Genomic DNA, 23374 nt, shown 5'->3' with positions numbered 1-23374 from the left:
ATCTAAAATACGCTATTTGGACTGTTTCTGGTCTGCGGCTTTGAAATACTGCCGGATATGCTCCACAAACTGCCGTATCAACGGGTTGTTCTTGTCCAGGCAAGCAGCTCTCCAGGTCCGCTTGCGCATCGGCGTTTGCAAAGGCAGCGTAATAAGGTCCCGGTGTTGTAGATAAGGCGCAATGGCCCAGGTGGCAAAAATGCCAATCCCCATGCCTGCCCGGATCATCTCCACAATAGCTTCAGTGAGCTGCAGCCGGGTGATGGCTTTAGGCCGCGACTCCCGGAAAAAGTCCCGCATCATATTATGGGTGCCGGCTTCTTCTGCTACATCATAGGAGAGCAGGTGCTCTGTGGCAAAGTCTTCTGCCGTCAGCGATTTTTTATGCCCAACGAACGGATGGTTACGCGGCAGCACCACCACCACTTCATCGTGAAAAAGCGTATGCGTGTGTACGCCGGCGGGAGCGGCGTTGTCACTGATAATCGCTACGTCGAGTTCCCCGTTCAGCAGATAACTCAACGGCTTCTGCGTAGCTGCCGCCACAATGCTGATCTCTACGTGCGGGTGCTTCGATTTTAATTCGGTGATCACCCGCGGCAACCAATGATAACAGGTGTAACATTCCGTGCTGATACGTAATGTCTGTAATTTGCCTTTACGATAAGCCTGTATGTCTTCCTGCAGGCGCGTCAGCTGCGGCAGTATATTGGTGGCGCTCTCCATCACCCTGCGACCGGCAGCCGTCAGCAACAGCTTTTTGTTGACCCGCTCAAACATCGGCAGGCCTGTTCTTTTTTCCAGGTCTTTCAACTGATGGCTCAGGGCCGACTGTGTCAGGTACATTTTCCCGGCGGCCCGGGTAAGCGAACCCTCTGCTACGATATGGGACACCAGCTGAAGATCGTTTGTAGTGATCATGAATAGTTTTCATCAAAAGTAAGAAAAGTATTCATTTTTCTCATGTTGAACCGGTGACTACCTTTGATCAACAAAATTCATAGGTATATGGAAACAGCTATCAAACATTTTACAGGGCAACAGGTGGAGGATGCATTTGAACTGGCAAAGGCCACACAGCGGCCATTGCTGATCGATTTCTGGGCAGACGGTTGTAAAGGGTGCCAGCGCATGGACGCGGTGACATACGAAGATGAACAGGTACGCGATTACCTGGAACAACATTACGTGCTGGTGAAATTCAATGTGAAGGAAGTGACCAAGGCATTCACTACCAAATACCTGACGCGGGCGCTGATATGGGCACCCGCTTTTTTCATGTATGCACCGGATGGTAATGTGCTACGGGAAGCTACCGGTTATCTGCCGCCACACCAGTTGCTGTCGGAACTAACGATTGGCAGGGCATTGCTGGCCATGCGCCGCGGCAAGCCGGCAGACGGTATCACCCTGCTGAAAGGGATGGTCTCTGAAGACCTGCACCCTGCGCTGCATCAGGAGGTATTGTACTGGCTGGGGGTGGCTGCCTTCTTTGCCGAAGGCAAATCGTTCGACGCGCTGGTACCCTATTGGCGTGAGTTACGGGAAACGTACCCGGGCACTATCTGGGCCGAACGGGCAGATACCTTCCCTGCATAACGCGAACACTTTCCCGGCATAACCTTGTATGCCGCCAAAAACGTAGGCGCCTCTCCGTTGCTAACGGAGAAGCGCCTACGCTTGTATGGTCACAAAGCAACCATCCCATAAAACAACCCTTCATTCGTAATTCGTAATTCGTAATTTGTAATTCGTAATTCCTAATTCATCTTCGGGCTGGTTTCAGGCAGGATTGCAGAAAATCCAGATAAGGTTGTTCCTCGTTTTCAAAAAGTTTGTCCCCACCGAGCATATGCGCGCGCAGCAGGTATTCACGGGCGTCCCAGTGCTCTTCCAGCTCCAGCAGCACCTCTCCAAGGCGCATCAGTACAAAGGCGTTGGTTTGTCCGTCTTCCGCTGTATTGGCCCTGGCAGCTTCGAGATAGGGCAATGCCTGTTGGTAGTCCCGCATCAGAAAAAAGGCATCGCCGATGGCGGCATTTAAAGTAAGGCTCTGGCCAAATACCGTTTGCGGACCAGGAATCTGTTTCAATGCCCTTATCCAGGCGCGGGCGGCCTTTTCATAGTTGCCGGCGGCAAAGGCGCTGTGGCCCTGCTGAAGCAGCGGCTGCATATGATCTATAATGAACGGATGCAGTTCAAACGGTTCCGGTGCAGGGTACTGCTGCGCAGGCTGCAATACTTCCTGTTGAAAACGTTCCATCACCACGGCATCAGGCATCTGCGGATTGGTAAAAAGGTCCCAGTAAAATGGCGCCAGCCCTTTGAAGTCCCATTTGCGTGCACCGTAATTACGGACCATCCGCAGTATGGTCCTGGCTTCTGCAGGCTTACGCAGATAAAGCAAAGAAGCGGCAAACAGGATGTAAGGCCTGGGTTCATGCGCCGGTTCCGTGCAGGATTCTATGTCCGCCACCCAGAGCCCCGCGATATTGCTCGCCTCCTGTATACGGCCGGCATCCAGCAAACGCAGCAGATGGTCGTTAAGCACCATCAGGGTACAGTTGGTATTAAATCGGGGAGCTGGCACCAACGCCCATGCTGCGGCTGTTTTGTCGGCAGCCAGCCGGATATCTGTGGCCTGCAGTGTGGCGGCTTCCTGGAGCAGTTCGTGCAACATGTTTTCCAGTGCGTTGGGCAATGGTACGGTTTTTCTGATTTTTCTCTTAACCATAGATGCGGAGGTAGGTGTAAACAATACCTGAAAGATAACACCTAAATTATATGATGGTTGTCAATTACGATCAGCGGTAAATCAGCATAACATGCGCTTAACAGGGATTACTCGTAAAGGGTGTATGATTAACGCTCGGTTAACAGTGCTCAGGTGAAGCGATAGATAGCAATACAAGTTGTATTTTGTTTATTGTACCGATAAACTGTTTATCACCGTTTTTCTTCTTTTATCACCGTTTTCTTGTACCAGCGGCCACTGCATATGATGGCCGCACAAACGATTGTCACTTATGATTTCTCCTAATTCAATTCCCTGGTTTGCAAAAATGAGATCTGAAAACCCGGTCGTGTATGATCCGGAATTTGTTTTTTATTACGGCGTTAAAGGAGCATGGCAGATCTTTTCGCATAAAGAGGCCAAACAGGCGCTCGGCGATTACAACGCCTTCTCCAATTTGTTTATCCCTAACCTGGGACAGAATATCATGGGTAGAAACCTGAACCAGAGCGATCCTCCGGACCATAAGAAACTGCGTTCGCTCGTTGCGAAAGTGTTTGTGCCGTCCGTGATCTCCAAACATGCTGACTGGATTAGGCAACAGTGTGAAGAAATAATAGAACCATGGCTGGAAAAAGGGGAGATGGACTTTATCCATGATTTTGCCATCGCGCTGCCCAACCGTGTCATCGCTCAACTGCTGGGCATCCCGGCAGAAGACCATGCGCAGGTGCATCGCTGGGTAACTACCATTGTGACCAACGTAAACACCATGGAAGAAATGCAGGCTTCTTTCGCTGCACAGAAACAAATCGCGGACTATCTCGATAAGATGATAGAGATGCGCAGGGTAGAACCTAAAGATGATTTGATTTCTCACCTGTTGCAATCGGAGGTGAACGGAGAGCGGCTCAATAACGAAGATCTGCTGGGCACGGTAGTAGGCATGTTCCTCGCGGGCTTTGAAACAACGTCTTCTTTGCTGGGCAACATCGCTTATACTTTCTCCAATCATCCGGAGGTGCTGGAGCATTACCTGGAACACCCGGAAGATTTTGATAACATCATCAATGAAGTATTGCGGGTGTTGCCTTCCGCCAAATCCATGACCCGCGTCGCTAAGCACGACCTGGAGCTGGGCGGGCAGCAAATCAAAAAAGGAGACTACCTGAATATCTGGCTGATTGCGGCCAACCATGATCCGGCGGTGTTCCCTGAACCGGACAAGTTTGATTTCCGCCGGCCTAACCACGCAGACAGCCTGAGCTTCGGGCACGGCATCCATTATTGTTTTGGTGTGCCGCTGGCCAAGATGGAAACTGAAATTGCATTAAAGGTAGTGTTCTCCCGTATCAGGAAGCTCCGGATTAAAGAGGGGGCCCGGATTGAGATGACGCCAAGTACGATTATCACAGGCTTTACGGGATTACCGGTCACGTTTACAGCCGTGGGCGTATATCAGTAAGGGTTATATCTCGGAGTATCTGTGATGCTCCAGTAAAAGAAGCCGGCAACCATCGTTTCCAATCCATCCACATAGATCTGTATCCTTTTGTTCAGTTCTTCCCCAAAGTCAGGAAATGCCGCCCTGCAGGATACAAACTCTCTGATTTCATCATCATGAATAGATGCCGCCATCAACACTGCCTCTTCAAGGGTAGTGTTGTGGTGGTGTTTGAGCATCATCACCAGGTTATGCTCATCTCCATGCTCCAGTTCCTTGCGGAGGGAGAACAGGTCGTTGGCCCAGCATACCACTCTTCTGGCCAGCGACGTAAGATGTACCATGTCCGGATGTTGCAGCACATACATGGGTAACCATACGCCCGTGGCCAGTTCATTGATATCGGTGCCGATATTGGCCGCGGAGAAAAACAGGCGCATATGCATGTACTGTGCTACAGTAGGATGCCTTTCCCTGTTTTTGTTGTTTTTGGCTTCCCAGATGGCAGCTTCGAAGGTGGCCTGTACGCTGATCAGGAACTGCGATTGCCAGCTGGGCCTGCTCAGTGCGTCCAGTCGCACGCAGATGTCAGCCAGCGCATGAAAAAACTTGTTGTCAACAGGGGACACCTTGTATTTAAGCACATAGGAGAAGCCGTCTATCAGCTGTTGCAGATAGTTCTCTTCCCGGATGTAGGCCGTCGACGGTGTAACATGGTCCAACTGCTCGTCGAGCACGAAGAGCCAGCTATAAAGGTTGTCGATGCAGCACAACAATTCAAATCCTGCCTCGGGCATGGTACGGCAGGTCATCCAGGCCATTTTGTACCGGGCGAAATGGCGCTCTTCCTCCGGACTGTCAAGCAGCTGGTATTTGTGCAGGAATTCAAAGGTGTTGGACGCTACCAGTTCCACATATGGGCTAACCCTGGTAGGGAATGGGCAATACAGCCTCGGAATGACAATCTTAGCAGTTTCGGTTTGATTCATAAATAATGTGCAAACGGTGATAAACAAAAGGGTACCAGTCGCACTGGTAAGGTGCGAAAATAGAAACGGAAAACGGTTGATATCTGCTTAAAACTAATTTTTAACGATTGCTCCTGTAAGTAGGTTTTTGACCAGCACATCAACAAGGATATGGAAATCGATTGGCTTGATCATATAAGCGCTGGCCCCCTCCAGCATTATTTCATCAATATTTGTTTCATCGGTATCTGCGGATGCGGCGATAACAGGGATATGTCTCAACGCAGGATTTGATTTTAATTCCATCAGTACATCTTTGCCCGATTTTCCCGGAAGGCTCATATCAAGAATGATGGCATCCGGATGGTTGTGGGCTTTGAGCAGGGCTTCCTGGCCATTGTCGGCATGCATGATAGAGAAGCCGCGTTTGCTCAGCAGAAGCGACAGATAACGCTGGGTCATCACATCATCTTCTACCACGAGTATTTTTTTACCTTCAAAAGAAATGAGGTTGTTTTCTTTGACTTCCACCGTAGCGGATTTTATCTCCCCGGTAAACGGTGTTAACGGTAACGACACCACGAATTCCGTTCCGTCTTCCATCTCGCTGCGCACCTGGATATTGCCGCCAAGTATACGCACCAGGTGATGGGTAATATTGAGTCCCAGCCCGCTGCCTTCCGCAAAATTGATGGTGGTGCGGGTAAATTCCTTGAACAGCGTCGCGATCCTGTCGGGGGAAATGCCCGCTCCCTGGTCCCTCACAGCGATGTGCCAGTGTGTGTCGTCCCGGTAAAGGCGCAGGAAGATGGACGTATTGCTGCGGGTGAACTTAATGGCGTTCACCAGGATGTTGTTAACGATCTTCGTCAGTTTGATACTGTCTTCCACGATAGCGGTCGGGAAAGACTCCTGTACCTCCAGCTCTATTTTAACCCGTTTTTCATTGGCGAAATACTGGTAGATGTTCACGATGTTGCTGATCCAGCTGTAGAGAAGGATGGGCTCTTTTTTGACCTCGTCAAAATTGCCGGTGTCCAGCTTGCATTTGTCCTGCGTGTTGTTGATCAGGGTTTGCAGGTTGCGGCATGCCACGAACAGGTCTTCGTCCACCTTTTGCTCACTTTTGGCTTTGTCTTTACCGGACAACAGTTTCAGTTGCGCAATACTATATATGGCATTCAGCGGTGTTCTGAGTTCATGGGTCAGTTCCCGAACATAAATATTTTTAGCAGTGACCGCTTTTTCCAGATCGGCCGTTCTTTCTTTTACCTGATGTTCCAGTCTTGTGTTACTGGCATGCAACTCCTGATTCAGGGAGGTCAGTTGCTCGTTGCGCACTTTGATGGTCTGAAACAGTTTGGCATTATAATGTACCAGGGTGACTAATGATATAGACGTCAGCGTTAGTACGGTAAAAGCCGTGCAATAGTAGATCAGGCTAAGCATTTCCGGGCTGAAGTCCTTGGGCGGTATCAGGTGAAAAGCGCGGTTCAGCTCCAGGAAAAGCAGGGTGGCCGCTGAAATAGCCAGACAATAGGTCTGTGCAGGCCCTACTTTAATAAATGAAAGGCAGGAAATCAACAGAAAAAGCGTGAGCCAGATGGGGTCCACCGCTACTGACAGGATGCTGCCGAAATAAAGTGTCGATAAATTAATCGTTATCTGAAGCATAATGCCCGCCGCCACATGTTTCCGCTTTTTATTGAGGTACATGACCAGTCCAAACAGTACATTGCCCAATAATGTCGCTATCAGAATACTCAGGTATCCGGAGTTAAGCCAATATGTAAGGCCAAAGCCTGTACCCAATACGATCAGCAATAAGGTGACAATATTGATCTTGGAGATCCGGAAATTGAGTTCTTTTTCGTAGAAGTTACTCCTCCCTAAATGAGCGAGCGACCTGATAAAGACGACAATTGCTTTCATCTGGATTGTAAGTTTTTCTGGTGAGGTTACACTCGAGAATGTCATTAATGGTTACCCTGGGTGGCATTGGATTGGAGCCGATGATGAACTTCCATCCTGCATTTAGCTAAATTTAACAAAAACCTGTTAAATAAATGATAAATATTTCTACATATTTAAAGATTAACAAAAGCCTCTTGTAAAGTTAGCCGCTGATCCCGGATAATCTGAGGTAAAAATACAATATGTTATTGTAATAAACTGAAAACCAGATTTTTATTTTTAATTTAGGGAGATAAAAAAGGCCACCGTAACGGTAGCCTGGTTATTGCCGGGGTGAAATTTTACACACGATAAAGGGAAGATCGCGACAAATTCAGGTGGTCGGACCAGGCATGATCAACTGATGCAGTTGCCGGTTAAACGCCTTAAGATCGCCGCCAAGCCTGCTGAAAAATGCGAGATCAAACTTTTCCACCACGGCAACGGCCTGTTTAGTGAGCTGTTGACCGGCCGGTGTCAGCGCCACTGCCTTGGCCCGCGTGTCGGTAGCATGCTCCCTGCGTACAATCAGTCCTTTCGTCTGTAGCGTCCGCAACACTGTTGAGGTGGTCATCGGGTCTACCTTACTGTTTTGGGAAATGTCTATCTGTGTAACGCTTTCCTGGTGTTGCGACAGCCAAAGGAGCGTGGCCAGCAACACAAACTGCGCGTGGGTAAGGTCCAGCGGGGCCAGGATAGCCCTGATTTCCCGCTGCCATAAAGTGGTTACCTGCCATAACAGGAATCCGGAGCTGTCTTCTGCTTTCTCTACGCCAAAGGCGCTGTCATTTGTTTTCATACTTACCGGTAGTTCGCTGTTCAAAGAAAAGATTTTTAACCGCCAATTCAAAACTAAAGCCATCAAAGCTTTCTGGCAGCTTCAATCTGCCGTTGTACATCTTCCTCCAGGCCGGCCACAATATTTTTCATGACGATCTTGTTCCACAACGGGGCCAGTAAACCTTTCATCGTCATGGTGACTGTCAGCTTTAATCCTTCCGGTGTTACCTCATACCAATGTTCCCCGTACATTTTAGCCAGCGGAAATCGGGTGAGGTCGCGGAAATATTCGTTGTTCCTCACTTCTTCCAGTTGTATCCGTACTTTGGGCCCACCCTGCGGCTGCAACGTAAAGTACTGGCCGGTCTCAAAACGGCCATGCAGCAGGGAGGAGGTCACGCCGGTATCCCAGCTTTTCCAATTGTCAATGTCAGATATGAGTTTCCAGATCTGTGCCTGTGTAACGGCGGTAGTGGTCAGCGAATAGGAATGCTGTATCATATGGATTGTTATTATAAGTGCAAAGATAATAAGTATACTTAGTATGTCAAAATGAATTTTGAATCAAGATAAGAATATCAAGTGGTCATCTCTTAGAAATGACTGTTAGCGGGCACTTCGCACTGTCCGGTGAAGTAGGTGCGCGCGTAACCGGCCATCTTCACATGGTCGCCTTCATCTGTGCAGTACAGGGTGCCGCCACGGTCCGACAGCTGCCGGGCCAGCAGTTCCTTCTTATGAAGGCGCTCGCTCCAATAGGGTATCAGCGAGCAATGGGCGGAACCAGTCACCGGGTCTTCAAAAATGGAAGCCTGCGGCGTAAAGAAACGGGACACAAAGTCGCAGTCCTGTCCCCGGGCCGTGATCACCACGCCGCCAGGGTCCAGGTTGATACGGTCCAGCAGCTGACGGTTGACCTGTATCTGTCGTATATCCGTTTCCGTTTCATATACCAGCACATAGTCCCGCGCCTGTAAAACGGCCACGGGCATACGGTCGAGCGATTCGGCTATCTCCGGCGGCAACACCGCGGGCACGGGCTGGCGTGCCGGGAACGTCAGCCCGTACCGTTCCCCTTCAAATGTAACTTTCAGCAGGCCGCTGCGGGAATGGAAATGCAGCGTATCACCAGCATAGGCATGCAGGGTACGGATGGCATGGGCGGTAGCCAGCGTGGCATGGCCACAGAGGTCCATTTCTATCTCCGGGGTAAACCACCGTAAGGCATACCCATTGCCCTGCGGCAGAAAAAAAGCCGTTTCCGCAACGGCATTCTCGCGGGCTATCTGTAATAACAATTCATCTGGCAGCCATTCCTCCAGGGGCATCACACAGGCGGGGTTCCCGCCGAAAAGCCGGTCGGTGAAGGCATCTATCTGGTAAAGTGGTAATTGCATGGTCTCCTATATATATACTACTTCGTCTTTTGTGTTCCCTTATTAATAAGCCATACCAGCCCGCCGATAATAATCAGCAGAATGGGCAACAGTATGACCAGCGCCATTAACGCCTGCAGCCATACGGAGTGAAAGAAGCCAAGGCTATAAAACCCGCCTCCCAGCAGCAGCAAACTGAAAACCACCCAGCAGCCGATCAGTAGTTTATAGCCCAACGGGAGCGGCCGGTCGGGGCGGCTCTTTTGCTGGTAGTCCACTATTTCCGGCGTATTGCGGTAGTGCCCGGAATAGTCATAAAACTGCTTGCGGCCAATGGCTTCCCAGCCGGTGGTGTCAGGGATGGCCGGCCTGAAGTAGGCTTTGTTGCCGGATACATGCGTGTAGAAGTCCAGCAGCTCGCCGATGAACTGGTTCACGTTGACATAAAAACCGCTGAATTCCTCCAGGTCGATATACAGCATGTTGTCATGGGACGGCACGGTGGCAAGATAAGCCCGCCAGTCGTCATAAAGCGGCAACAGGGCAGGATACACCCGCTCTACATAGGAGCGGTGGGCGGCGGCATTATGAAGGGCCTCGTCCAGCGGTATCCGGATATCGGTGTCTACATAGCTGTCTTCGGGCGCATTATCGTCTTCTTCGTCGTCCCCGCCGGCATACAAGGTCTGAAAAGCCGGCTGCACCTGCTCTATATCTTTCCTCTTCAGTAACAGTAACCAGAAGTACGCCAGGCTGTTGTTGCCTTCAAACAATACTTCCTGCTGATCAGGAGCGGTCCTGATGGTTAAATAGGTCCTGTTGCCCATGTGTGAATGTTTGTTTCGGGTTTGATACTATCAGCATACAAAAATCATCTGTCCGGACTGTAATACCGGCTCACTGTAACCAGTTGTAAGGATACTACACTTTTCTCTGATAAACAATGTTTTTGGGGCGTGTTCCGTTCTGTCCGCTGCCTGCGCTGTCAACAGCTACTAATAATAAGTGGTAAACCTGGTATTTGGTTCATTCTGGCGGAAAAATAATCCCTTTTTAATGCAGTAATGGCGCAATCGCCATGGCTGTTGCTATTTTCGCCACCATGGATTTTAGCAACGTTGCGTGGGTATGATAAGGGTAACGCGAACGCCTGTACGTCCTTCGCCGGCTTTGTCAGTGATGGTCAGCGAGGCCAGTTTGCCGGTCTGTATGCTCAGTATTTTCAGCCGTTCCTGCGTAATAATGCTTGACAGGGAATTCTTCTCCTTGTTTTTGGCCGGCTGCAGGCCCTGGCCGTTATCTTCTATAACGCAATGCAGCAGGTCGCCCTGCAGTTGCAGGGTAATGGCAATATGGCCGCGATGGGCAATGTTGCGCATGCCATGCTGGATGGCATTCTCCACAAACGGTTGCAGCAGCATGGGAGGGATACAGACACCACTGCTTTCTTCGGAAGGAATATCGTGGATCGTATAGCCGAAGAGGTTATCGAAACGGACGGCCTGGAGACTGAGGTAGTTTTCCAGCGCTTCGGTTTCCTGTTGCAGCCGCACGAGGTTGTGGCGCGAGTTCTCCAGGTTAAGCCGCAGCAGCCGCGCAAATTTATTGAGGTATTTGACTGACTTTTCTTTTTCATCCCGGCGGATGAAGCTCTGTAATACGGACAGGGTATTGAAGATAAAATGCGGCTCCATCTGGCTGCGCAGCAGCCGTTGTTCCAGCTCGATGCTCATTTTCTGGGTCACCAGTTTACGCTGCCGTATCAGCAGGAAGGTGATCAGCAGGCCAAGTGCCAGCAGGATAATGATGATCAGTAATATGACCTGCTGCTGGCGGGCAATGATGGCCTGGTTGTTATACTGCCGGCTCAGGTCCTGCGTTTTATGCTGTTGTACTTTGAGTTCGTTCAGGGCCTGTATCTCCACAATTTTTCTGAGCTGCCTGTCTTCCTGCTCTGCAAGGGCCGTTTCGGCGGCTGAATCGAGGTAGCGGACGGCGTTTTTGTAATCGCCTTTATCATAATAAACCTGGTAGATGCCGTTGAAGGCAATGCTCAGGTTACCGCTGTTATTGGCCTGGCGGGCTTTTTCAAGGGCTTTGTGCAGGTATTGCAGGGCCATTGGGTAGTCCTTTTTTTCCTGGTGGAGCTGCCCGTAATTGATATATTCCTGGAAACTGACTTTATTGATTTTTTCTTTGATGTTAAACGCTTTTTCCATCAGGGCATGTCCCCGCGGCTTGTCGCCTGTTTTCTCGTACAGCACGCCCAGCGCGCTGTACACGGTGGCCAGGCGAACAGTGTCGGACTGTTGCAGGGCGTATTGCAGGGCGCTGTCCTGGTACTGGAGCGCCTGCCGGTACTGATGCCGGCGTTCGTAGATGCGTGACCGTTCTTCCATAAAAAGAGAGAGCCGGAAGTAGTCATCGGCAACCGGGTAGCTGTCCCGCGCCATAGCGGCATAGGTCTCTGCCTTGTCGTAGTCGCCGAAACGGAAGTAAATTTCTGCCGCGAGGTCATATACGCGCCAGCTGCCGGGATACTGGTATTTTTCTGCCAGGGCAATGAGATGGAACAGGCGGGTGAAAGTGCTGTCATCGATTTTGCTGGCCAGCCGTACCTGTAGCAGCCCCAGTTGCTGCAGAATGACCAGGTCTGCCAGTTGACTGGTGTCCGTCGGTTTGACCGGCAGCATGCGCGTGAAGCTGCTGATGGCCGCCTGGTTACTGTCGGCATACCAGTAATGCATGCCTTCAAGGTAATAATAATAGCCGCTGGCAATGGGACCAGCCTGCAAGGCGCTGCCTTTGAGCCGTGCCAGCCGGTCCATGGCCTGTGGCCCGTCCCAGTTTGCGCCGGAGTCAATCAGGTGCTGTAGTTCTTTTACTACCGGTGACGCAGCGATGTCAGCGGGGCCTGATGGCTGCTGGTCAGCAGATTTGGGGCGGCACGCGCAGAAGGTGCAGCACAGACATATAAATAATAAAATCGCTTGTCGGCCTATATGCATGTACATTCTGTTAATGGTCGCCCATCAGGAACTGCCGGACATATTCCCGTTTACGGGCGGAAACAGGGATCTCGGTGCCGTCTTTCAGGACCAGGATACCATCTTTGAGAAAACGGTCAATACAGTGATGATTGACGATATATGACTGATGGATGCGAATAAACCAGCTTTCGGGCAACAGTTCCTCGTATTCTTTGATAGGACGGGAAACCATCACCTTTCTTTTATCGGACAGGTGGAAGGTGGTGTAACTGCCATCGGCCTGGCAGTAGAGGATTTCCTCGAAAGGCACTACCTGCAGGTACTGCGAGGAGCGAAGCACGATCCGGTTCTGCAGCCCTGTTTTTTTGGGTTGCAGATGGCTGTCGGTAATATCCATCTGCGTGCGGGTGTTGACGGGCGTTTCAGACAACAGCCTTTTGAGCGTGGCCATCAGCTCCTCTTCGTCCACCGGTTTGAGCAGGTAGTCAAAAGCCCCGAACTTGATGGCCTTGATCGCATGCTCGTTATATGCAGTAATAAATATGATGCGGAAATTTCTGTCGGGAAACTCCTGTAGCAGGTCAAATCCGGTGCCGTCGGCCAGTTCAATGTCCAGCAACAACAGTTCGGGTTCCGTATTGGGGATGATCACCCTGGCTTCGGCTATGCTGCCGCAGCTGCCCAGCACAAGGAAATCGGGGTATCGTTTCATCAGCCATTCCAGGTCTTTGCGGATGGCTGGTTCATCATCAATAATCAACGTACGGATCATGGTCTCGGATATGGGTTATCGCTCATGTTGTTAAAAGTAGAAAAAAATCAGGTATTACCGGGTGGTAATACCTGCAAGGTTATCAACAAAGAATAAAAGGCCGACATAACAGCTTAAACATAATAGGGTCTTCCGGAGAACAAACTATATATGACTGAACAATGTAGAAGCCGGTGCTGCCACGGTGTTCACCAGAACGTTTATTTCACTTTGGAAGCGTTCAAATGTTTCCCTGCGGGAAGATTTGAACAACATCCTGATAAGCAGGAATCCTGCTATCACCGGAATGATGCCGCCAATATTGATGGTCAACTCCCGGTAGATCAGGCTCGTTGCTGCCGTGGACAACACAAAAGTCGTCAGCACGCCGCCTGCCAGCCATAACAACGGCGGAAGAAAATCCAGCCGCAGGTGGTCTTTTTTATAGCGCAACAAAAAACGGAAGCCCCGATGCTGTACTGCGATCACAGGAGTACCTGTTAATGGTCTCCATAACCGGGCACCCGGAAAACGCCGTTGTATTTCTGAAAAGATCTGTTCCGCGCTTTTAGAGGCAGAGTTGCTGATTTTCATATGGACCTTCGTTCAATTGGCGGATAAATAGCGGACGTTTCAAAGATAACGCCAGCTATTATCCCTGCGGGCATGACTTAATATCCGTACGGGTTTTGTTTATATTCGTTTTGATAATTATGTGTTTCGTTGCAGCCCACCTGGAAGGGCTTTTTACTTCCTGGTAAACGTAAGATAGTCTACCAGTTTCCAGGTATTAGCGTCTGTGCTGGTCTCATAGCTCATCTTAAATGATTGGGAAGAAAGCTTTTCGTAGCGGAAGCGTTCATACAGCACATTGTTGGTTGGCCGGGGGATCTGCCGGGTGAGCGTGAGTTTGCCTTCCTGCCAGCCATCGGCGAAAAATTGCCGGTGCCCCTGGAAGTTGTCAAAGACGTAGTCTGTCAACTGGCCCGTTTGTTTGTCAACGCCCCACATGGAAAGGGCCTTGTAACGGTTGGGGGCTTTGTCAGTATGTTCGTACATGATCCAGGCACTGTCCAGCGATAGTTTGAAACTGAGGTCGGCGGCAATTTTTTTGCCGCTGGCGAACGCGCCTTCGCCGGTCCAGTTGCCAAGGAAGAACTGTACCATCTCAGCAGGCAGCTGTTTGCCGGTTTGCGCTCTCATAGTGGCGGAAAGCCCGAGGCATAGGAGGAGGGTGGTCAGGAGTGTTTTCATATCAGGGAGACTTTGTGATTCAAGACGCCAGGGTGTTACTGGCGATCGTTTCAAAAATAGCGGCAACCTCCCAACAAATCAAATGCCGGCGGGCTTTTTAACAGGGTTTTAAGTAAGATGGGGGAAACGGCAACGGCCCGTGCCTGGAGAGCAGGGGCCGTTGGTGCCGGAAACCTTTATAATTTTTATTTCCGTTTGAAGGCGATCTCCATTTCTTTGAATTCCTTGCCATTGGCCATGCGGTACATTTCCATGGAGTAGTGGTCAGCATCCTGGAATTTGATCACCTGGCGCAGCTCCATAGTTTTTTGGGAGGAGGGATCAAATGATTTTCCCCGGTAAACAATAGCGTTGGCGGAAGGGTCCCATTTGCCTTCCATCATCATCATACCGGTGCCCATATTGTCGATCCAGGTGTTGAGGTACATTTTCCTGGCATTGTCGTAGGCGGTGGTACCGAGACCTTCGAAGGGCATGCCCATCATATCGGAGGTAAAGCGGCTTTCCTGGTAACGGCCGCCCAGGATCATTTTGTTGGAGCAGCTGCCGGTAGCCTTTTCAGGGGCGGCACCGGGACCTTTCCAGAAGGTCATGTCGGTGGTCCAGTCACCTTCGGTTTTAGCCAGTTGCTGATGTTCGGGCCCGGGCGTCATGTAGGCCATCCATGCCTTGTGGGCCGCAGCGGAGTCCATCTGGGCGGAGACAGTGTTAACTGTTAACAGGCAACCGATAGCGGCAGCCAACACATAGCGTGTTTTCATAGTCAGAGGTTGTTTAGAGTGAGTAAATGGGGTTCTCGAAGCATTGCAATTTAACTAATTAAGCCATGTGGCGCGGACATAGGTGTTGTACCATCCTATTTAATTGTATTTTCGATGCCGCAATAAAACCAAGATGAAGACAGCGTCCATTAATGAGTTGAAGAAAGAGCTGGCCTCCGTGCCTCCGGCGCAGCTGGCGGCCTTATGCCTGCGTCTGGCCAAATATAAAAAGGAAAACAAGGAACTGCTGACTTACCTGTTGTTCGACGCTGACGATGAACAGGGCTACATCAACGCGGTGAAAACGGAGGTGGACAATGGGTTTGAAGAGATGACCGGCAGCAATCTGCACAACGCCAAAAAACGGTTGCGTAAAATACTGCGGCTGGTCAACAAACATATCCGTTACATGGGCTCCAAGCCGGCAGAGGCGGAGCTGTTGATTTATTTTTGTGAGCGGTTGGTGGATTCCAGCCTGTTGCGGCATAAGAGCACGGTGCTGCATAATCTTTATGCCGCCCAGCTGAAAAAGATCGTGAAGGTGGTAGTGGGGCTGCATGAAGACCTGCAACATGATTTCCGGCGGCAGGTAGAGCCCCTGCTGGAAACACTGAAGACATTTTGATATCTGGTTATTTAGCTATTTTGATGCGGGCTGTTTTAATGGCTAAGCGTCAAAATAACCGCATATCAAAATGATTATGATTTTTCCCGGATAATGATTACTTTTTCCATAGCCTTTTCTTTTCCGGGCTTTCCACATTATGAAAAACGCACTGACAGGCCTGTTCCTCCTGGGTTTCATTACTTTTTTGCAATCGAATGCACAATCGCCTGCGGGTAATAGGGGTACTATGCCTTCTCTGGGCATTACTGCCTCGGTGGACAGTGACAGTCTGGCTAATGCGGCTGGCTTTGAGTACCTCGAGGAAACCGTCAAAAGGATACTGGCGCCCGCGGTAAGTGAGGAAGCCTTTGCCGCCTATTTACAGCAATTAAAGCGTGCCCGTTGCCATATACAGACTTGCAACCTGTTCATACCGGGGTATCTCAAATTAATGGGGCCGGATGTCAACGAAGCATGGATATTGGGGTATGTGGACACTGTCATGCAGCGGGCGGAGAAGGCGGGTATCAGGCTGATTGTATTAGGCAGCGGAGAGGCCAGGAAAATTCCGGAAGGGGTTGACAGGGCAGCGGCGAAGGGGCAGTTTATCCGGCTGGCCCGCAAAATGGCCGGTATTGCTGCGAAGCATAACTGCCTCATTTCCATGGAAAATCTGAACGCTACCGAAACCAATTTTGTAAACACTTTGGCGGAAGGTTGTGAAGTCGTGACGGCCGTGGACCATCCTAATTTCCGGCTTACGGCCGACATCTATCACATGTTGCGGGAAAATGAGCCGGCAGCCAATATTGCAAAAGCCAGAGGGATATTGGCGCACTGCCACATAGCAGAACGGGAGAAACGTTCCGCGCCCGGCACGGAGAAGCAGGATTTCCGGCCCTACCTGGCAGCGCTGCGGGACATCGGTTATAAAGGACGGATCATGATGGAATGCAAATGGACAGATCCTGCCAGGGAATATGCGCCGGCGGTGGCGTACCTGGAAGGGCAACTCAGGGAAGTATATCATATCTCCGGAAAAAAATAAATACTTGTACAATGACATCCACTAAAAAGACAAGGCGGGAATTTCTGCAACAGTCCCTGATGGCAGGAGCAGGACTAACGATTACGGCTATGGGAATGCCAGCCAGCAGCTATGCCCGCATCCTGGGCGCCAATGACAGGGTAAATGTGGGACTGGTAGGTTTTTCCGACCGTGCCCGGCAGGCATTGATGCCTTCTTTCTTCAGCCATAACAAAGAACTGAACTTCGACCTGATCGCTGTTTCCGATATCTGGAACCGCCGCAGGGAAGAAGGCAAAGCCTTCCTGGAGCAGAAGACAGGGCACCAGGTACAGGCCTGTGTCAACAACGATGAACTGTACCGGGTTAAAAACCTGGACGCCGTCTTTATTGCCTCAGCCGATTTCCAGCATGCCTATCATACCATTGAAGCGGTGAAGAACAAGTGCGACGTATACAGCGAAAAACCGTTTGCTGAAACCATGGAAGATGCCCGTAACGCGCTGAAAGCCGTAAAAGAGTCGGGGAAGATCATGCAGGTGGGCACGCAGCGGCGCAGCGGCACCAGTTACCACGCAGCGGCCAATTTCATTAAGGAAGGCAAGTTTGGCGATATCACCATGGTGGAAATGACGTGGAACGTAAACCAGCCGGGACGCTGGCGGCGGCCCGACCTGGTGAAGAGCATCCGGGAGTCGGACACGGACTGGAAACGTTTCCTGGCCGGTCGCCCTAACGATAGCTGGGACCCGCGCAAATACCTTGAGTACCGGCTGTTCTGGCCTTATTCCTCCGGTATTTTCGGACAATGGATGACACATCAGATAGACACTGTGCATTGGTTCAGCGGCCTGAAACACCCACGCAGCGCGGTGGCCAACGGCGGTATTTATATGTGGCATGACGGCCGTAAAAATCCGGACACGCTCACAGCCGTATTTGACTACGGTCCCTCCAACGAACCGGAAAAAGGTTTCCAGGTAATGTACAGCAGCCGCTTTCATAACTCTGCCGGGGGCACGAAAGAGATCTATTATTCCAATGGCGGCACCATCGATATGTCTACCAACAAAATCAGCAGCACCGGCGGCCTTACCGAAAAAGAAGCTGCAGAAATGGGCATGCATGCGAACCTGCTGACCCCGATGACGCTCAGTTCGCAGGAGAAAGTAGAGACCAGCGCCAATACCGGTGGCGATCCGCTCACCAGTGCGCATGTACGTAACTGGATGACCAGCGTACGTGAGCGTAAACAGCCCAATGCACCGATAGAAGCCGCGTATTCCCATTCCATTGCCCTCATCATGGGCAACGCCGCTTACCGTACGGGCATGAAAGCAACTTTTGATGAAGCTACCCAGGAGGTAATGGTGGGAGGCAAAGTATTTAAACTGTAATGAAACGACTGTATCTCCTTTTGTTTTTAATACTGACGCAGGCCTGCGCTTCGGCGCAGGCAGTGCGTGTGGCCGTTGCCGGTGTATCGCATGGCCATTCCGGCTGGATACTGGGCCGGGGCCGACACGACGATGTCCAACTGGCAGGGATATACGAAAAAGACACCGCCCTGGCCGGCAAGGTGGCGCGGCAGTACCATATCCCGCAACAGCAGGTGTACCACGACCTGGGGCGGATGCTGGACGCCGTAAAACCACAGGCGGTGCTCGCATTCGGATCGGTGTACAGTCACCGGGAAGTAGTAGAGGCATGTGCGCCAAGGGGCATCCATGTGATGGTGGAGAAGCCGCTGGCGGCCAGCCTCGCCGATGCGCTGGTAATGGACTCGCTGGCACGGCGGTACGGCATACAACTGCTGACCAACTACGAAACCAGCTGGTACCCTACGGTGGCAAAGACTTTCCAACTGGTGGAAGACAGCAGTTTTACCGGCCATGTCCGTAAAGTGGTGGTCCATGACGGGCATCAGGGGCCGCAGGAGATAGGTTGCAGCCCCGCTTTCCTGGCCTGGCTGACAGACCCGGTGCTCAACGGCGCCGGCGCCCTGATGGATTTTGGCTGCTATGGCGCCAACCTGATGACCAGGCTGATGAAAAACCGTATGCCCGTTGCCGTTACCGCGGTAACGCGGCAATATAAGCCTGACCGTTACCCAAAAGTAGATGACGACGCCACCATCATTGTAGACTACCCGGACGCACAGTGTATTATCCAGGCTTCGTGGAACTGGCCTTTCAGCCGTAAAGACATGGAAGTATACGGAGAGAAGGGGTATATCATGGCGGCAGACAAAAACACGCTACTGCTGCGCAACCGGGAGTCGGCACCAGCGGTGGCCAGACATATAACGGCAGCGGATATGCCCGTCTACGAAGATCCGTTCAGTTACTTGGCCGCTGTTATCAGGGGCAAAGAAACGCCGCCGCCGTACGGCTTGTATGCCCTGCCCAATAATGTGCTGGTGCTGCGTATCCTCGAAGCTGCGAAGGAGTCGGCCCGCACCGGAAAGAAGGTGTTGCTGTGACCCATATCCTTCCACTATCTCTTCGTTGCCGTGTTCCTCCGGCATAAGCGGCCGGCGCTGATAACCAGTTCTTTAATACATCCCCAAAAATAATTTTCCCACAGAAAGCCTATTTGTCAAATAAAAATATTAAATTATGTATGCAATGAAATCGATTGCATATTATTCACCGAAATCTGAATCCAAAAACCCTCAAAACATGTATTACTTATGAAACCGCTTATCTGCAAACCTTTGCACAAATTTTGGAAACCCGCCTTCCTGACAACAGCAGGCATCCTTTGTACCGCCATGCTTCATGCCCAGGTAACCTTGTCAGCCAACGGCCCGGGCAACACGTACGAACTGATTGAAAGTGTGCTGGGCAACGGCACGGCCGGCGAAGTGCCTGACTGTGCGCATCCGTCGTTTGGCCGCCACATCACGGAAGAATTTGACGCCTCGCTCAACAAAAACGTGTTCGTGTTTTTCCTCCATGCCACACCGGACAACGACCGTTGCGGCCCCAACACGGACCGCCAGCGTAACGAGATCAAGACTTTCGGCCCTTCTCCCGACAATGTGAAAGCCACCTATGGCGAAACAGTCACCTACCGCTGGAAATTTAAGATCGATGCCGGCTTCATTCCCACCACCAGTTTCTGCCACCTGCATCAGATAAAAGCCGGTGATGGCGACGACGGTGCGCCGCTGATCACCCTTACGCCCCGTGCCGGTTCACCTCAGAAACTACAGGTGATCTATACACCAGGCAGTGGTGACGCCGGTGGCGGTGAGAAAGCCAGCGCGCCGCTATCCTCCTTTAAAGGCAACTGGGTGGAAGTAGAGGAGAAAATCACCTTCTCCACAACAGGCTCCTATAAAGTCATCATCAAAAAAGTCAGCGATGGCACCACGTTATTAAACTACAGCAATAACAACATCGACATGTGGCGTGACGGCACCACCTTCTGCCGCCCTAAATGGGGCATCTACCGTAAGCTGGCGACAGGCATCCGGGATGAACAGGTCCGCTTTGCCGACTTTTGCATCGCGGAAGGCAGCGCTACCTGCGGCAGTCCCATGTTAGCTACTTCCGAAACGCCGCCGGCGGCAACAGTGCCTGCCACACATGATAACATCTCGATCAATGTATTTCCCAATCCGTTTCCTCAGATCACCTACATTGACCTGGACGTGAAAGAAGCCGGCAATACCATGCTGGAAGTATTCGATACCCAACAGAAGAGAGTAGGGCTGTTGCTCAATACCGCCCTGCAACCGGGCAATCACCGCACGGCGCTAGATACCAAAAACCTCGCTGCCGGCACCTACATTATCAAACTCACCCATAACGGTAAAGTATATACTAAAATGGTCACCAAACAATAACCGGAAAAAGAAGAATTACGATAAAGGGTTTCCTGTTTCGTAATTCTTTTTTATTTTGTGCCGATGACCAAATTGTTTTTTCCTTTTTTGTTAGGCCTGGTAATATCGGCCAATGGCCTGCTGGCACAGGAGCAGGTGCATTATCAGGAGGATGTGCGGACGATCAAAAAGTTTGATCAGATGTATGCTCCTCCTGCAAACCCGGTCTTGTTTGTGGGCAGTTCCTCTATCCGTAAGTGGGACGACCTCGAGCGTACCTTTGCTGATGAAGTGGCGATGAACAGAGGCATCGGCGGCGCCGTGACCAATGACATCACCCACTTTGCCCAGGAGCTTATTTTTGATTACCATCCGCGCCAGGTGGTGATTTATGTAGGTGAAAACGACCTGCCGGAAGGCGCTACGGCCGACAGCGTTTACAACCGCTTTCAGCGCCTGTACAGCCTTATCCGCTCCCGTTTGCCCCTGGTGCCTGTTGAATATATTTCCCTGAAGCCAAGTCCTTCGCGGGTGAAGTATATGAAAACGGCCGCCGAAGCCAACGCGCTGATCAAAGCCTTCCTGGCAAAAGAAAAAAACGCTCATTTCATTGATGTTTTTTCATTAATGCTCGATAAACAGGGCCAGCCCCGCCCGGAACTGTTCGTATCCGACATGCTCCATATGAACGCGCAGGGCTACGCCATCTGGCGTAAAGCCATAAAACCCTACCTGGTTAAAAAATCATCCAAATAATTTTTTGTCCGAACGCAGCCACCTGTTGGCTGCGTTCTTTTACTGTTTACCCTTATGCGTACCATTGTTACCTATTTCCAACTGGCGGGCGAGTTCACCAACCCCTACAGATTTATTTCCGGTGCTGTTATTTCCGGCCTGATTGCTTTCTTTGCGGCACTGATACTTGTACTGGCGCTCCGCAAATACATTCTCGTGCCCCGTTCCCACAAGCTGCTGAAAGTGCTGGCTTACCTTTATATGGTGGCGCTGCCGCTGCTGGCCGGTTTCTTTGGCATGAAATGGGGATTCTTCCACAGCCTGCGAAAAGACATCAAAGCACATACCGACGTTTATGCAGCCCATGTACCACCGGTTTTCAGCGAAACAGCGCTGAAAGCAGTCGATTCCCTCTTCGGTGGCAATGCACGCGTGTCGTCGCTCAGCACGCACCAGATCATAGACACCACGGCGGTGGTGGTGTATAACGTATACGGCAGTACGTTGGAACAACAGCTGGGCAGCACACAGGGCGTCAAAGGGAAAATGGCTTCCCTGCTGCTGCAGATCACCAGAAGCAAAGCTATCGCGGGGATGATGCACAAGGCGGTCTATAATTTACTGCATGATAAGTTGGGGCTGACAGATGGTGCCAGTAACGAAGTGGTGCATACCTCACTGGGGAAATTAGTGAACGGCAATCTGTTTGTCAACATTGCGGTGATACAGGTAGACCAGTTCCTGAAAGGGCTGCAGCGCGGCATTCTCTATACCTTCCTGCTCATACTGGCCATACCGCTGATAGAGGTCTCCATTGCCCATTACCGTCACCGCCGGCAGATTGCGGTATAACTGCTGTGGAAAGTATGTATTTTTCTGTAATATTACACCTATGAACTTAATCGGAAATATTATCTGGCTGATCTTTGGGGGACTGGCCGCAGCACTCGGCTACATCGTATCCGGCTTTCTTTTTTGTATCACTATCATTGGTATTCCTTTCGGGATACAGTGCTTTAAAATAGGGCTGTTCACGCTCATGCCCTTCGGGCGTGAGGTACGTGACGGCGCCGGTTCTACTGGTTGCCTCTCCACCTTGTTCAACATTATCTGGATATTTACGGGTGGGATCTGGGTGGCCCTTTGCCATTTGTTTTTCGGCGTATTACTGACCATCACCATTATTGGCGCTCCCTGGGGCCGGCAGCATTTTAAGCTGATGAGCCTTACTTTCGCGCCTTTTGGGAAAGAGATTCTTTAATCAGGCAGATTCTTCGAAGATAATGGTGTTCTGAAACGGATCGATCACGGTCATCAACAGTACCTCCGGGTTCCAGTCGGCCCGCTCCAGGCCGGGGTTCATGTATTTATAGTCTTTCCCGCCCAGTTTCGCATGGAAGGCTTTTAAACCTTTAAACTCGGTGATGCTGATCCGGGAGCCAGGCGTGCCGTCGCCATGGTGCTCAGACAGATCGATTTGTACATCGCCTTTGGCAATGCGCATATAAATTGGCGCGCCTTCGGGCTTGTGTTCCCAAAGAATTTCGAACTCCAGCCAATCAACGTAGAACTGTATGGCCCGGGCATAATCAAACATGCGGAAGATGGGAATGATGCGTGACATAAGTATCTGATTGATATTTAAATATACAAAAAATAAAGTGGGGTAGGCGTTTTTTACCTGCCACTGCCGGCCGCCATATTTTCTGTATCGCACCAGGAATTATCTTTTCCCGGAAATGACTAAATAAAACGTACCTTTAACGGAATTTGAGTTTTATCGCTAATGTAAGCTGCCATGCTCCTGCCGGGTTATTTTGTGTTACACTGCATTTTTCTCAGATAGTTTTAACGTTTAATTTTAACTCCAATGAATATTTATGTATCCAATCTGGGATATGATTACCAGATTGAGGATTTGGTCAACCTGTTTATCGAATATGGTGTGATTTCATCTGCGACAATTGTCGAAGATAAATACACCAACAGAAGCAAAGGTTTTGGTTTTGTTGAAATGCCAAACAGGTCAGAAGGGGAAAAGGCGATCCTTGCCCTTCATGGGAAAGATATTGATGGTCATGTAATCAGTGTTACGGAAGCACAGCCTCCGAAACAAAAGACGTTTACAAGGCGCTTTCGATAGTATTTTTATAGTGAATGCA

Annotated in this window: 25 protein-coding genes; 11 read left to right on the top strand and 14 right to left on the bottom strand. The window is 50.7% G+C overall.

Going from position 1 to position 23374, the window contains the following annotated elements; all coding sequences use genetic code 11:
• Positions 1-12: 12 nt before the first annotated feature.
• The gene (locus ACTJJS_RS28940; protein WP_440667056.1) at positions 13-921 is read right to left on the bottom strand and encodes a LysR family transcriptional regulator; all 909 of its coding nucleotides are present in this window, start codon (positions 919-921) and stop codon (positions 13-15) included.
• Between the two features lie 87 nt (positions 922-1008).
• On the opposite strand from ACTJJS_RS28940, the gene ACTJJS_RS28935 reads away from it, so the two are divergent.
• Entirely contained in the window at positions 1009-1599 is a 591-nt protein-coding gene (locus ACTJJS_RS28935) for a thioredoxin family protein (protein ID WP_440667054.1), read from the top strand.
• A gap of 166 nt (positions 1600-1765) precedes the next feature.
• Here the strand turns inward: ACTJJS_RS28935 and ACTJJS_RS28930 are convergent, their stop codons facing one another.
• Positions 1766-2734: a hypothetical protein gene (locus ACTJJS_RS28930; RefSeq protein WP_440667053.1), complete on the bottom strand. Its 969-nt coding sequence runs from the start codon at positions 2732-2734 to the stop codon at positions 1766-1768.
• Between the two features lie 328 nt (positions 2735-3062).
• Here ACTJJS_RS28930 and ACTJJS_RS28925 point away from each other — a divergent pair, with 328 nt between their 5' ends.
• Positions 3063-4199 (top strand): cytochrome P450, encoded by a 1137-nt coding sequence (locus ACTJJS_RS28925; RefSeq protein WP_343745979.1) that lies wholly within the window; start codon positions 3063-3065, stop codon positions 4197-4199.
• On the opposite strand, the gene ACTJJS_RS28920 is transcribed toward ACTJJS_RS28925, so the two are convergent.
• From ACTJJS_RS28920 to ACTJJS_RS28870, 11 genes are all read right to left on the bottom strand, one after another.
• Positions 4193-5167: a terpene synthase family protein gene (locus tag ACTJJS_RS28920; RefSeq protein WP_440667051.1), complete on the bottom strand. Its 975-nt coding sequence runs from the start codon at positions 5165-5167 to the stop codon at positions 4193-4195. The two genes, ACTJJS_RS28925 and ACTJJS_RS28920, sit on opposite strands and share 7 nt — an antisense overlap.
• 93 nt (positions 5168-5260) lie before the next feature.
• Positions 5261-7078 carry a hybrid sensor histidine kinase/response regulator gene (locus ACTJJS_RS28915; protein WP_440667049.1) on the bottom strand — a complete coding sequence of 606 codons (1818 nt, stop codon included), beginning with the start codon at positions 7076-7078 and terminating at the stop codon, positions 5261-5263.
• A gap of 355 nt (positions 7079-7433) precedes the next feature.
• The gene (locus ACTJJS_RS28910; protein WP_440667047.1) at positions 7434-7922 is read right to left on the bottom strand and encodes a MarR family winged helix-turn-helix transcriptional regulator; all 489 of its coding nucleotides are present in this window, start codon (positions 7920-7922) and stop codon (positions 7434-7436) included.
• A 38-nt stretch (positions 7923-7960) separates the two neighbouring features.
• Positions 7961-8380 (bottom strand): SRPBCC family protein, encoded by a 420-nt coding sequence (locus tag ACTJJS_RS28905; protein ID WP_440667045.1) that lies wholly within the window; start codon positions 8378-8380, stop codon positions 7961-7963.
• 92 nt (positions 8381-8472) lie between these two features.
• Positions 8473-9276, bottom strand: a complete 804-nt coding sequence (locus tag ACTJJS_RS28900) for a PhzF family phenazine biosynthesis protein (RefSeq protein WP_440667044.1) — start codon at positions 9274-9276, stop codon at positions 8473-8475.
• Positions 9277-9293: 17 nt separating this feature from the next.
• On the bottom strand, positions 9294-10082 hold the full coding sequence (locus tag ACTJJS_RS28895; RefSeq protein WP_168873733.1) for a hypothetical protein: 789 nt from the start codon (positions 10080-10082) through the stop codon (positions 9294-9296).
• A 282-nt stretch (positions 10083-10364) separates the two neighbouring features.
• Entirely contained in the window at positions 10365-12263 is a 1899-nt protein-coding gene (locus ACTJJS_RS28890) for a tetratricopeptide repeat-containing sensor histidine kinase (protein ID WP_440667042.1), read from the bottom strand.
• 10 nt (positions 12264-12273) lie between these two features.
• Positions 12274-13017, bottom strand: coding sequence for a LytR/AlgR family response regulator transcription factor (locus ACTJJS_RS28885; RefSeq protein ID WP_168873735.1), 744 nt, complete (start codon positions 13015-13017; stop codon positions 12274-12276).
• Between the two features lie 144 nt (positions 13018-13161).
• Positions 13162-13590, bottom strand: coding sequence for a hypothetical protein (locus ACTJJS_RS28880; RefSeq protein ID WP_440667040.1), 429 nt, complete (start codon positions 13588-13590; stop codon positions 13162-13164).
• Between the two features lie 153 nt (positions 13591-13743).
• Complete coding sequence (locus ACTJJS_RS28875) at positions 13744-14250, bottom strand: hypothetical protein (protein ID WP_440667038.1); 507 nt, start codon at positions 14248-14250, stop codon at positions 13744-13746.
• A gap of 185 nt (positions 14251-14435) precedes the next feature.
• Positions 14436-15011 carry a DUF1579 domain-containing protein gene (locus ACTJJS_RS28870; protein WP_440667036.1) on the bottom strand — a complete coding sequence of 192 codons (576 nt, stop codon included), beginning with the start codon at positions 15009-15011 and terminating at the stop codon, positions 14436-14438.
• Positions 15012-15144: 133 nt separating this feature from the next.
• Here ACTJJS_RS28870 and ACTJJS_RS28865 point away from each other — a divergent pair, with 133 nt between their 5' ends.
• From ACTJJS_RS28865 to ACTJJS_RS28830, 8 genes are all read left to right on the top strand, one after another.
• A complete protein-coding gene (locus ACTJJS_RS28865) occupies positions 15145-15636 on the top strand; it encodes a hypothetical protein (RefSeq protein ID WP_440667034.1) in 492 nt (163 codons plus the stop codon).
• 139 nt (positions 15637-15775) lie between these two features.
• Positions 15776-16666 (top strand): sugar phosphate isomerase/epimerase family protein, encoded by an 891-nt coding sequence (locus ACTJJS_RS28860; RefSeq protein WP_440667032.1) that lies wholly within the window; start codon positions 15776-15778, stop codon positions 16664-16666.
• Positions 16667-16677: 11 nt separating this feature from the next.
• Entirely contained in the window at positions 16678-18042 is a 1365-nt protein-coding gene (locus tag ACTJJS_RS28855) for a Gfo/Idh/MocA family protein (RefSeq protein ID WP_440667030.1), read from the top strand.
• A complete protein-coding gene (locus ACTJJS_RS28850) occupies positions 18042-19127 on the top strand; it encodes a Gfo/Idh/MocA family protein (protein ID WP_440667029.1) in 1086 nt (361 codons plus the stop codon). The genes ACTJJS_RS28855 and ACTJJS_RS28850 overlap by 1 nt, the downstream gene beginning before the upstream one ends.
• A gap of 210 nt (positions 19128-19337) precedes the next feature.
• Positions 19338-20498, top strand: a complete 1161-nt coding sequence (locus ACTJJS_RS28845) for a T9SS type A sorting domain-containing protein (RefSeq protein ID WP_440667027.1) — start codon at positions 19338-19340, stop codon at positions 20496-20498.
• Positions 20499-20561: 63 nt separating this feature from the next.
• Entirely contained in the window at positions 20562-21233 is a 672-nt protein-coding gene (locus ACTJJS_RS28840) for a GDSL-type esterase/lipase family protein (protein WP_440667025.1), read from the top strand.
• Between the two features lie 54 nt (positions 21234-21287).
• Complete coding sequence (locus ACTJJS_RS28835) at positions 21288-22064, top strand: hypothetical protein (RefSeq protein ID WP_440667023.1); 777 nt, start codon at positions 21288-21290, stop codon at positions 22062-22064.
• Positions 22065-22104: 40 nt separating this feature from the next.
• Positions 22105-22473 carry a YccF domain-containing protein gene (locus ACTJJS_RS28830; RefSeq protein ID WP_168873746.1) on the top strand — a complete coding sequence of 123 codons (369 nt, stop codon included), beginning with the start codon at positions 22105-22107 and terminating at the stop codon, positions 22471-22473.
• Here the strand turns inward: ACTJJS_RS28830 and ACTJJS_RS28825 are convergent, their stop codons facing one another.
• A complete protein-coding gene (locus tag ACTJJS_RS28825) occupies positions 22474-22851 on the bottom strand; it encodes a glyoxalase superfamily protein (RefSeq protein WP_343746116.1) in 378 nt (125 codons plus the stop codon).
• A 231-nt stretch (positions 22852-23082) separates the two neighbouring features.
• Here ACTJJS_RS28825 and ACTJJS_RS28820 point away from each other — a divergent pair, with 231 nt between their 5' ends.
• A complete protein-coding gene (locus tag ACTJJS_RS28820; RefSeq protein WP_168873748.1) occupies positions 23083-23355 on the top strand; it encodes an RNA recognition motif domain-containing protein in 273 nt (90 codons plus the stop codon).
• The last annotated feature ends 19 nt before the right edge of the window (positions 23356-23374 follow it).

Source organism: Chitinophaga sp. 22308 (assembly GCF_052045305.1).
In the GTDB taxonomy this organism is placed as follows: Bacteria; Bacteroidota; Bacteroidia; order Chitinophagales; family Chitinophagaceae; genus Chitinophaga; species Chitinophaga varians_A.
This window is presented reverse-complemented; position numbering and strand designations above follow the sequence as displayed.

Excerpts from the sequence above, each read along its gene's own strand:
- ACTJJS_RS28940 (WP_440667056.1), bottom strand. The coding sequence starts at position 921 with ATGATCACTACAAACGATCTTCAGCTGGTGTCCCATATCGTAGCAGAG.
- ACTJJS_RS28935 (WP_440667054.1), top strand. The coding sequence starts at position 1,009 with ATGGAAACAGCTATCAAACATTTTACAGGGCAACAGGTGGAGGATGCA.
- ACTJJS_RS28930 (WP_440667053.1), bottom strand. The coding sequence starts at position 2,734 with ATGGTTAAGAGAAAAATCAGAAAAACCGTACCATTGCCCAACGCACTG.
- ACTJJS_RS28925 (WP_343745979.1), top strand. The coding sequence starts at position 3,063 with ATGAGATCTGAAAACCCGGTCGTGTATGATCCGGAATTTGTTTTTTAT.
- ACTJJS_RS28920 (WP_440667051.1), bottom strand. The coding sequence starts at position 5,167 with ATGAATCAAACCGAAACTGCTAAGATTGTCATTCCGAGGCTGTATTGC.
- ACTJJS_RS28915 (WP_440667049.1), bottom strand. The coding sequence starts at position 7,078 with ATGAAAGCAATTGTCGTCTTTATCAGGTCGCTCGCTCATTTAGGGAGG.
- ACTJJS_RS28905 (WP_440667045.1), bottom strand. The coding sequence starts at position 8,380 with ATGATACAGCATTCCTATTCGCTGACCACTACCGCCGTTACACAGGCA.
- ACTJJS_RS28900 (WP_440667044.1), bottom strand. The coding sequence starts at position 9,276 with ATGCAATTACCACTTTACCAGATAGATGCCTTCACCGACCGGCTTTTC.
- ACTJJS_RS28895 (WP_168873733.1), bottom strand. The coding sequence starts at position 10,082 with ATGGGCAACAGGACCTATTTAACCATCAGGACCGCTCCTGATCAGCAG.
- ACTJJS_RS28890 (WP_440667042.1), bottom strand. The coding sequence starts at position 12,263 with ATGCATATAGGCCGACAAGCGATTTTATTATTTATATGTCTGTGCTGC.
- ACTJJS_RS28885 (WP_168873735.1), bottom strand. The coding sequence starts at position 13,017 with ATGATCCGTACGTTGATTATTGATGATGAACCAGCCATCCGCAAAGAC.
- ACTJJS_RS28880 (WP_440667040.1), bottom strand. The coding sequence starts at position 13,590 with ATGAAAATCAGCAACTCTGCCTCTAAAAGCGCGGAACAGATCTTTTCA.
- ACTJJS_RS28875 (WP_440667038.1), bottom strand. The coding sequence starts at position 14,250 with ATGAAAACACTCCTGACCACCCTCCTCCTATGCCTCGGGCTTTCCGCC.
- ACTJJS_RS28870 (WP_440667036.1), bottom strand. The coding sequence starts at position 15,011 with ATGAAAACACGCTATGTGTTGGCTGCCGCTATCGGTTGCCTGTTAACA.
- ACTJJS_RS28865 (WP_440667034.1), top strand. The coding sequence starts at position 15,145 with ATGAAGACAGCGTCCATTAATGAGTTGAAGAAAGAGCTGGCCTCCGTG.
- ACTJJS_RS28860 (WP_440667032.1), top strand. The coding sequence starts at position 15,776 with ATGAAAAACGCACTGACAGGCCTGTTCCTCCTGGGTTTCATTACTTTT.
- ACTJJS_RS28855 (WP_440667030.1), top strand. The coding sequence starts at position 16,678 with ATGACATCCACTAAAAAGACAAGGCGGGAATTTCTGCAACAGTCCCTG.
- ACTJJS_RS28850 (WP_440667029.1), top strand. The coding sequence starts at position 18,042 with ATGAAACGACTGTATCTCCTTTTGTTTTTAATACTGACGCAGGCCTGC.
- ACTJJS_RS28845 (WP_440667027.1), top strand. The coding sequence starts at position 19,338 with ATGAAACCGCTTATCTGCAAACCTTTGCACAAATTTTGGAAACCCGCC.
- ACTJJS_RS28840 (WP_440667025.1), top strand. The coding sequence starts at position 20,562 with ATGACCAAATTGTTTTTTCCTTTTTTGTTAGGCCTGGTAATATCGGCC.
- ACTJJS_RS28835 (WP_440667023.1), top strand. The coding sequence starts at position 21,288 with ATGCGTACCATTGTTACCTATTTCCAACTGGCGGGCGAGTTCACCAAC.
- ACTJJS_RS28830 (WP_168873746.1), top strand. The coding sequence starts at position 22,105 with ATGAACTTAATCGGAAATATTATCTGGCTGATCTTTGGGGGACTGGCC.
- ACTJJS_RS28820 (WP_168873748.1), top strand. The coding sequence starts at position 23,083 with ATGAATATTTATGTATCCAATCTGGGATATGATTACCAGATTGAGGAT.